Raw genomic sequence first — 12,014 nt, forward strand, 5'->3', positions numbered from 1 at the left:
TCTTATCGGTTCCCAATCAATAGAGATAGATGTATTTTGCGATCGAAGAGAGATAGCTTATTCCGATCGGTGAAGAACATTGATCTTCACCTGACTCGGCATTCGATGGAACTCTGCCTCTATCGCAAGGAGGATCAAGGCTCTGTATCGTGAGGGTTGGCCGGCCCTTGCTCGTTGTTGCATGCGCTCCAACGGTTTGCCGCCCTGCGTTATGAGCCCGTTCTTGTCGATATCTGGTATTCACCGACGAAGGGAGAGGCTTATGAAGTATTGGTTGCTGTTGCTCGTGCTGTCGCTCGCGTTGTTTCCGCTCACTGCCTGTAGCCGCCGCCAAACGCCGGCGACCGTGATCGATGTTGTGATGAAAGATTATCAATACGAACCAAAAGAAATCCTGATCCCACCGGGTCAAGAAATAACGCTCAATATTACAAACAAAGGCGCTGTCGAACACGAATTTGTGATCATGAAATATGGTACGACGATCGGTGAAAGTTTTGGCAGTGAAGATGAAGATAATATTTATTGGGAGATCGAAGTTAAACCGGGCGAGACGGTGAGTGTCACTTTTACTGCCCCTGAGCAACCCGGCCAGTACCAATTTGTGTGTGGCATCTTAGGTCACTACACCGCCGGCATGGCGGGCAAATTGCAAGTCGTGCAGCCGTAACCAGAGGGGTACCACGCCGCTGTGTCACTCAGGTACAGCGGCGCGGCATTGCTACCGGTGTACCTCTTGACATGGGTAGCCTAACCTCACTATACTAGCCATATTCCACCAAACGATTGATGACATGCGATGACGCAATGACGAGCTACATTCCGGTCAGCAGCCAATTTGAGCGCACCCGGCGCCGCTCCATAGGCAAAGAGCGGGCGCCAGCATAATGTTGCGCTGGGCGATCTACATCCTCCACTTGGCGCTGTGGGTGTAAACGCCATTCTATGTTGGAAATCTAGCGTTATGGAACAACCCGCTGACACGACACCAAGCGCCAGACGCATGTTGGCTGCGGCAACGGCGCTGTTTGCCGGCTATGGCTATCACGGTATGTCGATGCGGGCGTTGGCTGCTGCGACTGGTCGCAATGTTGCTACGATCCATTACCATTTTGGCAATAAGCTCGATCGCTACCGCGTCGTCTTTCGCCGCTTGGCCGAGCGTAAATATGCGCTGATCGCGGCTCATATCGGTCATCTGCCGGCACAGAAGGTTTCGCTGCCGCTCGATACGCTGGCACTCGATCGGTTGCAACAAGCGCAGACCGCCGGTGCAATCGCGCCGGCGGTACCCGATCTGCGCCTCATCCTCCCTAGCTTTACGTGGATCCACTGCAGCTACGTTGCCGGTGGCCCGTTCGATCCAACCGGAACCCGGCTGGCCCTCGCTGATCCGGCCCGCATGGCTGACTTGAAGCAGTTTTTGCACCTTTACATTGCCCGGCTGCTCGGTCTGTCCGATCCGCCGGCTGCTGATGACCGCGATCGCGCCTGATGGAAAGGGGACGGAGGCATGAACCGGCTGCTGCGCTATATCACCTATTCGATGGGCAATTTCGCGAACACTATTGCCTATCAGGTCTTTGGCAATCGCATCCAGTTTTACTATGTCGATATTCTTGGCTTGAATGCGGCGGTGGCCGGGATTATTTGGACGATCTATGGTCTATGGAATGCGATCAACGATCCGCTGATGGGCCAGTTGTCTGACCGCACCCGCACGCCGATGGGTCGCCGGGTGCCGTATGTGGTGTTTGGCGCTGTACCGCTAGGTCTAGCGTTTTTCTTTCTCTGGACGCCGCCGGGCCAGTCGCCGTGGCTGCTGGCTGCCTATTTTCTGGTCATTCTCTTTATGTTCGATACGCTCTACAGTTTGACCATTATTGCCTACAATGCGCTCTTTCCCGAAGTTGCGCCCACCTTGCGCGCGCGGATCGATCTGTCGGCGACCCGCGAAATTTTAGCAACGATTGCGTTGCTGCTGTCGTTTATTCTTGCCCCCATCCTAGCCGAACAGGTGGGTTATGTTTGGATGGGTGCGATCATGGGAGGATTAGTTGGCGCCGGTTATCTGATTGCAATGATCGGTGTGCGCGAGGATCCAAGCAAGATCGGGAATGATCAGGTCAATTTATTGGCGGCGCTGCGCATCACGCTCGCCAGCCGGCCCTTTCGCTGGTTTATCGGCGCTAATATCGCTAAAGAGTATATCTGGCTGGCACTGGCGGCGATGTTGCCTTTTTGGCGCAAATATGCCCTCGGCATTCAAGGACCGGTCGAGGTGGCCGGCATTCGGCTCAGCGGCGGTGATGCCGAGGCACTCTTGCTCGGCATTCCGATTGTGTTGACCATTCCGATGCTGTTGGTGTGGCGGCCCATGGTGGCCCGCATCGGCCCGCGCCGGTCATGGATCATCACCAGCCTCTGTTTTATTCCCGGTTTTGTCGCCATGATGCTGGCGACCGATTTTCTCACTGGCTTGATCGGTACGCTGCTGGCTGTGCCGGGGTTGGCCGGCTCAATGCTGATGCCGTTCCCGCTGATCGCCGAGGTAATCGATGACGATGCCGCTCGTCACGGTGCTCGCCGCGAAGGGATCTTTTTCGGTATGAATGGCGGCATCACCAAGTTGGCGTTTTCAGCCCAAGGCGTGCTCTTCACCACAGTGCTCTCGCTGGCCGGTTATGTCGCCGGTAGTGACCTCCAAACCGAGAGCGCCATTTGGGGGATCCGGTTTCTGATCGGCGGCACGACGATCATTGCTGCGCTGGTGATCGTCGTTTGTATGTGGAAGTATCCGTTGCAACGCGCAGCGAAGGTTGAATTGGCGCCGGAAAGGATTGTGCCGTGAGTTTTCCTGCCGAGGGGTTGCCTCCTGCCGAGATTCTGGCTGCGTTGCGCAGCTTCAAGACTGCCGATCTCGATTGGCAGCGGGGCCGGGTGTGGGCGTATATCTATCAGCCTGATGCAGCGGCCACTACGTTGATCGAACAAGCCTATCTGCTCTATTTGAGCGAGAATTGTCTCGATCCGACCACCTTCCCTAGCACGGCTCGCCTTGAACAAGAGGTGGTGCGGATGGTGGCCGATCTGCTCGGCGGCGACGAGCAGGTGTGCGGCAATGTGACATCAGGCGGCACCGAGAGTATTTTGCTGGCGGTGAAGACGGCCCGCGATTGGGCACGGTTGCACCAGCCTGCGCTCGATCAGCCTGAGATGGTGTTATCACGCACCGCTCACGCTGCATTCCACAAAGCTGCCCACTATTTGGGGCTAAAGCCGGTGTTAGTTGATTTCGACCCGGCGACCTTCACGGCTGATGTGCAAGCGATGCGATCGGCGATAACCGATCGCACCATCTTGTTAGTGGCGTCGGCTCCGTCGTATGCCCAAGGCGCGCTCGATCCGGTGCCGGCTATTGCTGCGCTGGCCCAAGAATACGGCGTGCTCTGCCATGTTGACGCTTGTGTCGGCGGGATGTATCTGCCCTTTTTGCGCCAGCTTGGTCGCCCGATCACGCCGTTCGATCTGAGTGTGCCGGGGGTAACGTCGCTTTCGGTTGATCTGCACAAATACGGTTACGCTGCCAAAGGCGCGTCGGTCATTCTCTACCGCAATCGCGAGCTGCGCCGCTGCCAGTTGTTCGCTTCGACCGATACCACCGCTTATACCCTGATTAATCCCACCGCGCTCAGTTCGCGTTCGGCAGGGCCGCTGGCGGCGGCGTGGGCCTTGTTGCGCTATCTTGGCGTAGCCGGTTATCGCCAGATGGTGGCGACGGTGCAGGCCGCAACCGAACGTCTGATCGCCGGTATTGCTGCTATTCCCGGCTTGGAAGTGCTTGGCCAGCCGGTGATGAGTATGCTAGCGGTGGCTTCGCCTACGATCAATGTCTTCCAACTGGCCGATGCGCTACGCCGGCGGGGGTGGTATGTGCAGCCGCAATTGTCTACACCGCATTCGCCGCGCAATATCCATATTTCAGTCTCGTATGGCGTGGCCGGGCAGGTTGAGGCGCTGCTGGCCGATCTGGCCACCTGCGTCGCCGCAGCGCCCCAGTGGCCGCCTGTCAATCGCGAGTTGGTCGAGATGGCAGTGACTATGCTGATGAACGACCGTTCACCGGCGGCGTTGCAGCAGCTTTGGCAGGCGATTGGATTGCGCACCGGCGAGCTGCCCGCTGAGATGGCCCTGATCAACGAGGTGCTTGATGCGCTGCCCGATGCTATCGCCAACGAGCTCGTGATCGATGTGTTCAATACCTTGTTTTAGGGTGCAACCAACCTCAAAGAGTCGCCTATTGTCGAGCACCTGAGAGGAGAAGTGCCATGAACTCAGCCACGACCGCTCTTGCCTATCTGGCCGAACACCGCGCTCGTCATCTTGATGACCTGTGCGAATTCCTCAGCATTCCCAGCGTGAGCATAGATCCGGCTCATCGCGCTGACATGAACCACGCCGCTGAATGGCTGGACACCTATCTCCGCCAGATCGGTATGCTCCATACCGAAATCATTACCGAGGGCGGTCTTCCCATCGTCTACAGCGAATGGCTCGGCGCTGCGGCAGCGCCTACCCTGCTCATCTACGGCCATTACGACGTTCAACCTGCCGATCCGCTCGCCGAATGGCGCACACCGCCCTTTACCCCAACTATCATAGGCGACAACCTCTACGCGCGCGGCGCTTCTGACGATAAAGGGCAGGTGATGGCCGTGATTGCCGCCCTCGCCGCGTGGTTGCAAACCAGTGGCCGGCTGCCAGTCAACGTCAAGCTGCTGATCGAAGGCGAAGAGGAAGTCTCTAGCACTGCGCTTCACCGCTTTGTCGCCACGGCTGCCGAGCGGCTGCGTTGCGATGCTGTGCTGTTAGTCGACTCGATGATGCTCAGTCCGCAACAGCCGCTCATCCTCTACGGCACGCGCGGCAACTGCTACCTCGAAGTGACGGTGCGCGGCCCGGCGACCGACCTCCATTCGGGCACCTTTGGCGGGGTGGTAGACAATCCATTCAATGTGCTGGTGCGCCTACTGGCTGCCCTGCAAGACGGCGACACGCGGCGTGTGTTAGTGCCCGGCTTCTACCACAAGGTGCGCGAAGTTGATGACGCCGAGCACGCATTGATCAACCAACTGCCGGTGAGCGAGCAGGCATGGCTAGCGTTGACCGGCGCACCGGCATTGGCTGGCGAGAGCGGGTTCACCGCACTCGAACGGGCCAGCATCCGCCCGACCCTCGACATTCACGGCATCGGCGGCGGCTTTACCGGGCCGGGGAAGAAAACGGTGATTCCGGCCCAAGCGGCCGCCAAGCTCTCAATGCGACTGGCGCCCAATCAGGACCCGCATGAGATTGCTGAACTCGTACAGGCGTTTTTGCAACGGCTCGCGCCGCCTAGCGTCACGCTCACGGTCGCGGTGCTGAGCGCCTCGCATCCGGTGCTGGTTGATTATCGCCAACCAGCCGTGCAAGCCGCTTCGGCAGCCTTCGCCGCTGCCTTTGGCAAGCCGGCGACCTTCTCGATCGGCGGCGGCACGTTACCGATTGCGGCGACGTTTCAGACATGCCTGCGCGCGCCGTTGATCATTACTGGTTTTGGTTTGCCCGACGACAACCTGCATGCCCCCAATGAAAAAATCTCGCTACCATGCCTGTTCGGCGGTAGCGAGATGGTAGCGCACTATCTGGTTGAATTAGCTGCTATCACCTAATCAGCCGCCATGACCCGTTCTTTTTCAACCACCGTCAAACCGAGCTGTTCGCGCAACGGTGTGCGCGGGCGGGCGTAATTGCGTACCTCGCTGGCAATAATCTCGGCAGTCATGCGCAACTGGGACAGCCACGGCGCCGGGGCCATCTTTTTGTGCATGTAGCTGTCGAAGGTGAGCCGCTGCACATCGTAGTTGCGGCACATTTCGGTAAAGACCTCCATCTGCCGCTCGTTGCCATAGCCCCAGATCTGCAAGAAGCGCAGGAAGCGGTACATCGTGCCGTACTGCTTCCACCAGCGCCGTTCGTAGTGGCGCAAATTAGCCGCACTCGGCGCGTCGAGATACTCGGCCAGCGTTTGCGCCGCCATCTGGCCGCTCTTCATCGCCCAATAGATGCCTTCACCCGACGTATGCACCACCAGTCCAGCCGCATCGCCGATCAGCATTGCCCGGTCAAACGCCATGTGCGGGCGCGGTTCCATCGGCAGGGCGTGAGCTTCGCGTAGAATCACCTGCCCACCATCGAGTGCCGGGCCAAGCCGCCGTTTGAGATTGGCCAGCAACTGCTTGGCTGCCGAGCCATGGCCGGGGCCGGCGCCAATCCCGACCGCGATATGGTCGCGTTTGGGGAAGGCCCATGCGTATAGGTCAGGGCTGACTTCACGGCCAAGGTACAGGTCAGCCGTCTCTTCCCAGCGCGCCATCTTATTGGGCGGCAACTTGATCCGCTCTTGCAGCGCCACTGCCCGCGGCAAGTTGGGCAGGCCGAGGAATTTGGCTGTTGGCGAGTAGGCGCCGTCGGCTCCGATTACCACATCGGCCCACACCGACCCTTCGTGGCCGGAGGGCGTGCGGTACGTCGCCTCAACACCACGCCGATCAACCCGCAGGCCGATCAGTTGGGCGTGGATCAGCTCAGCGCCGCGTTCTTGGGCGCGCCGGCGCAAAAAGCTATCGAACACCTCGCGCCGCACCATCGCCACATAATCATCATCGCTCGGAACCGTCCCCGCCACCGGGACGTGGGTCTCTTGACCAGAGGGGGATACGATCAGACACTGGCGCACCTTGCGGTCGATCAAGCTGGTTGGCAAATCAAATTCGCGGAAGGCCGCCGGAGGCACCGCACCACCGCATGGTTTGGCCTTCACCAACTCTTTCTCGATCATGATGGTCTCAATGCCAAACGACCGCAGCGTGATTGCTGCGGTCGCCCCGCCCACCGATGCGCCAACGACGAGAACTCGTGGTGCCATTCACATCACACTTCTAGGGGCTTACGCCCATCAGGCCGCCAGACCGATCGCCGCCGCCAGCATACCCCAGACGTAGAGCATAATGGCGGTCGCGTTGAAGAAGACCTCGTTGTTTTCCGGGTCGCGGATGAAGCGCGCGTTAGGAATGCTCTGCACCGCCAGCAAGATCAAGACCACAGTGGCTGCAACCGGGTGGCCCCAATGGTAGAGCAACCCAATCACTGCGATTTGGGCTACACCCATGGTCGTCACCACCATGCGCGCCGCCATCACCTTGCCGTACTGCACCGGGATCGAGCGGATGCCCATCAGGGTATCACCCTTGATGCTCTTGAAATCATTGACCGTCATAATCCCATGCGCGCCGAGCGAATAGAGCAGCGCAACCGTCACGCTCTCGCCGGTCAGCGGGGCAAACGCGGCATGCCCGGCCATCCACGCCAATCCTTCGTACGAAATCGCCACCAGCGCATTCCCGATCCAGCCATTGCGCTTGCCGCGCACCGGACGCAGGCTATAGGCCAGCGCGAAGACTAGGCCAAGAGCGACAAAGAACGCGACGTTCCGGCCAAGGAAGAGCGCGATACTCGCACCAATCCACGTCAAGACGGCGGTCAAAATATAGACGTGGCGCAGCGAGACTTTACCCGAAGGAATCAGCCGGTGCGGTTCGTTAATCGCATCAACCTCACGGTCGGCGTAATCATTCACGACCTGCGACAAGCCGCACAACACCGGCCCAGCCATAAACATACCGAGCAGCAAGCGTCCGATTGACTCATCCCATCCGAGCGCACCGCTCGCGATCGCGCCGCACAGAAATGCCCACGTCGGTGCGAACCACGTGACCGGCTTCATCAATTGGATCGAGTTACGAAGCCACGACCAGCGTGATTGGGATCGATCGGTTACCGGCAGTGACGAAGGTGCAGTTACGCTGGTGCGGTCGCTCGTATCGCTCATAGTGCGTACTCTCTAGCTTAGCAAGAATCGTTGCCTGACACTCCACGACAAACGGGCCAGCGTCCAGATTGGCTACCGCCTAGATGGGGGCAATCCGTTCATGCGGTAGAAACGGGAGGGGCTAGTACCCCTAGCCCCTCTATGCAACGACCGTCGTGTCGCTAATTCCCACGAATCTGCGGCGGCAACACCACAACACCGGCATCACCGGCCGGGATATTGGCCTGATTAATCGAGGCGAGTGGGATATTATTACCACGGTGACACGTATAGCAACCGGGGATGTTGTAAACTTGCCCATCACCGAGGCGGCGATACGAGTAAGGGCTTGCCGCATCCTTACCGGTCGGCACTTCTGCCTTACCAATCGCACCATAGCGCGGCCAATTCTCGGCCAGCCACGTTGTCAGTAACAACATCCGTTGTGCCTTCAACTTATTGTAGGCATACGCCGGATTGAGCACATTGTCACCGGCAGGGTTCAGCTCATAGGCAACAAAGTTACGCGAGTTGTGGCAGAAGGTGCAACCGACCCCAAGCGACCACGACTGGTAATTCATCACATTCTGATTGATCGTCACCTGATCTTGCGTGCGTCCCCCCTCGTAGGTCAGTGCCAGCGAACCACGCCCACTTGCCGGATCGGCCGGATCGAACGGTTTCCAGACCTGATAGTTATAGACGTAGTACAAGATAGCATCCTTGAGCAGTACCTGCCCGCGGATCGCTTCCGGCTTCTGGGCCGGATCGAGAATCGGCTGCCCGTTGGCATCGAGCGGATCGACGGTCACCTTAATCGGCGGCACCGAATTGATAAACTGCGATCCCACTGCCTCCATATTCACCGGTGCATTGTTATGACAGGTCGCGCACTGGACGTAATTCCCCTTCCACGCCGGCAGGTTAACGATAAATTGCGCGTTAATATCACGCACAAGGCGCAACATATTACGCGCTGCGATCTTCTGGGGATACTCATCGCTGGCGAAATTGTTGATATTATGGCAATACTGACAGCCAACCCCCAACCCACCAGAGACGTACTGCTGCATGTACGTCCAGATCTGGGCCGAACTCATCCCAACGAGCACCTGCACATTAACGGTATTCGGAAATTGCTGGACCCACGCTTGTCCGGCTTGTACGCCTTCATTCCAAGCTTGCTGGCCCAACCAATTCTGCCGGCCATCGGTGGGCGTGATCGGTTGTGACTCGGTTATCACTTTGATACCGTCACTTGAGCTCCAACGGGCGCCGGCCGTCTGTGCCGCCGCCCGTTGCGCGCGGCCCAACGTCAGATCGTAGACCCACCAGAAGGTGGCTGTGGTAACGACTGCGACAATAATTCCCACCGCCACCGAGACAACGATCGCCAATTGTCGATCACTTGGTCGTGACGATTGCATGGGTCTCTCCTGCTCCAGATCGGCTGCCCGACGATACCGGCGCCGATGCAAACGTGAGATCGCGGCGGAAGGGCTACGCCGCCCATCACTTCAATCCTGACCTTTAGTATACACGAATTGGTTTAAAAGGTCAATTTTTTATCTATGTGCAAAAAGCGTAGATTCCCTCCCGCTTGCGAACAACAACCGCCAGCAGCGTCTCTGCTGGCGGTTGCCGTCTCACGCGAGCCGTGGCCGGCCCGCCATCGATCAGATCCCGAACAGCGACCGCGCTGTGCTCAGCAACAGAGCGCCGCCCGAATCCGACAGCCAGTTGTACTCGGGGCTGCTCAGCACGATGAAGTGAATGAGCAACGCCACCACGAAACCGAGAATGGTAAAAATGACGATATTCGTCCGCACCGGGCTGCGAGGCTGCATGAATTGTCCCTCCTCACACTATACGGCCATTGCTTAGGGGAGCCACGGCTTCCACAGATAGACCAGCAAGTGCGCGATCACCGCGATGACGCCGAAGCCGTAGAACGACTTCACCACGATGTCATGCAGCAGCCAGTCCTGATTGTTGAACAGAGAACGCCATTTCGGTGGAACCAGATCGTCATCGTCGCGCATGGGCGAACCTCCACTCTTCTGCTACCAACACGACTTCCTTTGACACCCGGCTAGTCTTCCACAAAGCTTCCGCTCTCCTCTGCGCCCTTCAGCGGCGTTTGGTGAAGACCATGCATCAGTGGTGTGTTGTCTGAATTATATAGAAGTCAACGAAAAATGTCAATCCGTTGCTTTTAAGAAAAAAGACAATTGTAGGTTGCGATTTGCGTGGCTTATCGCAACTCGCTTCCGCCTTGCGACTGACGACACCCGGTTGGCAATCTTTATATACTGAAAGGACGATATTTGCTTTGTCAGGAGTTGCTATGCCTCACCTGCGCCTGCTGGTTCCTTATCTGCGCCGTTACCGCCGCCGGCTGCTGCTCGGTGTGCTGGTCGCTGCGCTTGGCGCAGCGGTTAGCGCCCTTGCCCCGCTCGTCTTGCGCATAGCGGTGGATAGTGTCGCTAACGACCATATCTCCCCGCCGCAGTTGCTTTGGTTTGGCGGCGCGTTGATTGGTTTGGCTGTTGCCGATGGGGTGATGAAATTCGCCCAACGGATGTTGATTGCCGTCACTTCGTACTATATCGAGAACGATTTGCGCGCTGATCTGTTTGACCGCTTGCTGAGTCTTGATCAGGCGTTTTATCAGCAGCATTACACCGGTGATTTGATGGCTCGCATGACCAACGATCTCAGCGCCGTGCGCCAGTTTCTTGGCCCCGGTCTCAATGGTGCGGCGACCGCCTTGCTGACCTTTCTGGCCGCGGCGGTGCTGATGCTGGTTGTTCAACCGTTGCTGGCCCTGATTGTCATCTTGCTGTTGCCGCTCGCGACCGTGGTCTTCGTCGCGATTGGCAGCCGGATGCGCCAGATTTTTCACCGCGTGCAAGATCAGTTTGGGGTGCTGTCAACCCGCGCCCAAGAGAATTTTGCCGGCATTCGCACGATTAAAGCCTTTACCCAAGAAGAGGCCGAAGTTGCTGTCTTTACCGCCGATAACGAACGCTACCGCGATCTTAATCTGCGCTATGTGCTGCTCTCTGGCTTGTTGTGGCCGGCGATGACCCTCTGTCTCGGCCTGATTGCCGCGCTGATCTTGCTGGCCGGCGGGCGGATGGTGGCTGCCGGGACGCTGACGATCGGCGAGTTGGTGCAGTTTAATGCCTACTTGGCGCTGCTAGCCTTCCCGATGATCATTCTGGGGTGGATGGTCAATCTGTCGCAGCAGGCAATTGCCTCGCTCGAACGGCTCGGTGAGGTGTTGCGCCGCCAGCCGGCGATTGCGTCGCCGCCTGCGCCACGCCAGCCTGCCGGCCACGGCGCGATCGAGTTTCGCAATGTGGGCATCCGCGCCGATCATTCCGCCGATCGCTGGTTGCTGCACGATCTGTCATTTACCTTGCCCGCCGGCCAAACGCTGGCGATTGTTGGCGCTACCGGTGCCGGCAAGACAACGCTGGTGCATCTGTTGGGGCGGGTGCGCGACCCTGATGAGGGGCAGGTGTTGGTCGATGGCGTTGATGTGCGGGAGTTGGATCTAGCTGCGTTGCGCCGCATGATTGGCTATGTGCCGCAAGAGAGTTTTCTGTTTAGTATTCCGCTGCGCGACAATGTCGGCTTCGGCGTCGAGACGATCGATCCTGCCCGGTTGGAACACGTGATAGCCGTGTCGCGCCTTGTGAACGATCTCGACCAGTTTCCCGGCGGGTTGGAGACGATGGTTGGAGAACGTGGCGTGACGTTGTCGGGCGGCCAAAAACAGCGGGTGGCGATTGCCCGCGCGCTGATGCGCGATCCGCGCATTCTCATTCTCGACGATGCGCTGAGCAGTGTTGACACCCATACCGCGGCCCAGATTCTGGCCGGCTTGCGCGCTGAAATGGCCGGACACACGACAATGATCATCGCACAACGGATCGCCACCGTGCGCGACGCCGATCAGATTATCGTGCTCGATGAGGGCCGGATCGTCGAACAAGGGTCGCATCAGGCGCTGTTGGCGCTGAATGGTCGCTACGCCGCGATGTATCGCCGTGAGTTGCTCGCCGCTGAACTCGAACGCGAGGAATCGTAGGGATAC

Annotated in this window: 11 protein-coding genes; 6 read left to right on the top strand and 5 right to left on the bottom strand. The window is 58.5% G+C overall.

Annotated elements, in window-relative coordinates:
* The first annotated feature begins 262 nt into the window (after positions 1–262).
* The 5 genes from U9R61_RS03395 to U9R61_RS03415 all read left to right on the top strand — a co-directional run bounded on the left by U9R61_RS03395 (position 263) and on the right by U9R61_RS03415 (position 5,711).
* Positions 263–670, top strand: a complete 408-nt coding sequence (locus U9R61_RS03395; RefSeq protein WP_322487412.1) for a cupredoxin domain-containing protein — start codon at positions 263–265, stop codon at positions 668–670.
* 294 nt (positions 671–964) lie between these two features.
* The gene (locus tag U9R61_RS03400) at positions 965–1,495 is read left to right on the top strand and encodes a TetR family transcriptional regulator (RefSeq protein WP_322487413.1); all 531 of its coding nucleotides are present in this window, start codon (positions 965–967) and stop codon (positions 1,493–1,495) included.
* An 18-nt stretch (positions 1,496–1,513) separates the two neighbouring features.
* Complete coding sequence (locus U9R61_RS03405; RefSeq protein ID WP_322487414.1) at positions 1,514–2,851, top strand: MFS transporter; 1,338 nt, start codon at positions 1,514–1,516, stop codon at positions 2,849–2,851.
* Positions 2,848–4,272: an aspartate aminotransferase family protein gene (locus tag U9R61_RS03410; protein WP_322487415.1), complete on the top strand. Its 1,425-nt coding sequence runs from the start codon at positions 2,848–2,850 to the stop codon at positions 4,270–4,272. The genes U9R61_RS03405 and U9R61_RS03410 overlap by 4 nt, the downstream gene beginning before the upstream one ends.
* A 56-nt stretch (positions 4,273–4,328) precedes the next feature.
* Positions 4,329–5,711, top strand: coding sequence for a dipeptidase (locus U9R61_RS03415; protein ID WP_322487416.1), 1,383 nt, complete (start codon positions 4,329–4,331; stop codon positions 5,709–5,711).
* Here the strand turns inward: U9R61_RS03415 and U9R61_RS03420 are convergent.
* The 5 genes from U9R61_RS03420 to pufB all read right to left on the bottom strand — a co-directional run bounded on the left by U9R61_RS03420 (position 5,708) and on the right by pufB (position 9,951).
* On the bottom strand, positions 5,708–6,967 hold the full coding sequence (locus tag U9R61_RS03420; protein ID WP_322487417.1) for a geranylgeranyl diphosphate reductase: 1,260 nt from the start codon (positions 6,965–6,967) through the stop codon (positions 5,708–5,710). The two genes, U9R61_RS03415 and U9R61_RS03420, sit on opposite strands and share 4 nt — an antisense overlap.
* Positions 6,968–6,997: 30 nt before the next feature.
* Positions 6,998–7,930 (bottom strand): chlorophyll synthase ChlG, encoded by a 933-nt coding sequence (chlG, locus tag U9R61_RS03425; protein ID WP_322487418.1) that lies wholly within the window; start codon positions 7,928–7,930, stop codon positions 6,998–7,000.
* A 161-nt stretch (positions 7,931–8,091) separates the two neighbouring features.
* Positions 8,092–9,336 carry a cytochrome c-554 Puf2C gene (gene puf2C / locus U9R61_RS03430; RefSeq protein WP_322487419.1) on the bottom strand — a complete coding sequence of 415 codons (1,245 nt, stop codon included), beginning with the start codon at positions 9,334–9,336 and terminating at the stop codon, positions 8,092–8,094.
* A gap of 249 nt (positions 9,337–9,585) precedes the next feature.
* Positions 9,586–9,756, bottom strand: a complete 171-nt coding sequence (pufA, locus tag U9R61_RS03435) for a light-harvesting antenna LH1, alpha subunit (protein ID WP_322487420.1) — start codon at positions 9,754–9,756, stop codon at positions 9,586–9,588.
* Between the two features lie 33 nt (positions 9,757–9,789).
* The gene (gene pufB / locus U9R61_RS03440) at positions 9,790–9,951 is read right to left on the bottom strand and encodes a light-harvesting antenna LH1, beta subunit (RefSeq protein ID WP_318774595.1); all 162 of its coding nucleotides are present in this window, start codon (positions 9,949–9,951) and stop codon (positions 9,790–9,792) included.
* A 305-nt stretch (positions 9,952–10,256) separates the two neighbouring features.
* Between pufB and U9R61_RS03445 the strand changes: the two genes are divergently transcribed.
* A complete protein-coding gene (locus tag U9R61_RS03445) occupies positions 10,257–12,008 on the top strand; it encodes an ABC transporter ATP-binding protein (protein WP_322487421.1) in 1,752 nt (583 codons plus the stop codon).
* The last annotated feature ends 6 nt before the right edge of the window (positions 12,009–12,014 follow it).

It is taken from the genome of Chloroflexus sp., from assembly GCF_034431535.1.
In the GTDB taxonomy this organism is placed as follows: Bacteria; Chloroflexota; Chloroflexia; order Chloroflexales; family Chloroflexaceae; genus Chloroflexus.

Excerpts from the sequence above, each read along its gene's own strand:
- puf2C (WP_322487419.1), bottom strand. The coding sequence starts at position 9,336 with ATGCAATCGTCACGACCAAGTGATCGACAATTGGCGATCGTTGTCTCG.
- U9R61_RS03405 (WP_322487414.1), top strand. The coding sequence starts at position 1,514 with ATGAACCGGCTGCTGCGCTATATCACCTATTCGATGGGCAATTTCGCG.
- pufA (WP_322487420.1), bottom strand. The coding sequence starts at position 9,756 with ATGCAGCCTCGCAGCCCGGTGCGGACGAATATCGTCATTTTTACCATT.
- pufB (WP_318774595.1), bottom strand. The coding sequence starts at position 9,951 with ATGCGCGACGATGACGATCTGGTTCCACCGAAATGGCGTTCTCTGTTC.
- U9R61_RS03415 (WP_322487416.1), top strand. The coding sequence starts at position 4,329 with ATGAACTCAGCCACGACCGCTCTTGCCTATCTGGCCGAACACCGCGCT.
- chlG (WP_322487418.1), bottom strand. The coding sequence starts at position 7,930 with ATGAGCGATACGAGCGACCGCACCAGCGTAACTGCACCTTCGTCACTG.
- U9R61_RS03445 (WP_322487421.1), top strand. The coding sequence starts at position 10,257 with ATGCCTCACCTGCGCCTGCTGGTTCCTTATCTGCGCCGTTACCGCCGC.
- U9R61_RS03395 (WP_322487412.1), top strand. The coding sequence starts at position 263 with ATGAAGTATTGGTTGCTGTTGCTCGTGCTGTCGCTCGCGTTGTTTCCG.
- U9R61_RS03420 (WP_322487417.1), bottom strand. The coding sequence starts at position 6,967 with ATGGCACCACGAGTTCTCGTCGTTGGCGCATCGGTGGGCGGGGCGACC.
- U9R61_RS03400 (WP_322487413.1), top strand. The coding sequence starts at position 965 with ATGGAACAACCCGCTGACACGACACCAAGCGCCAGACGCATGTTGGCT.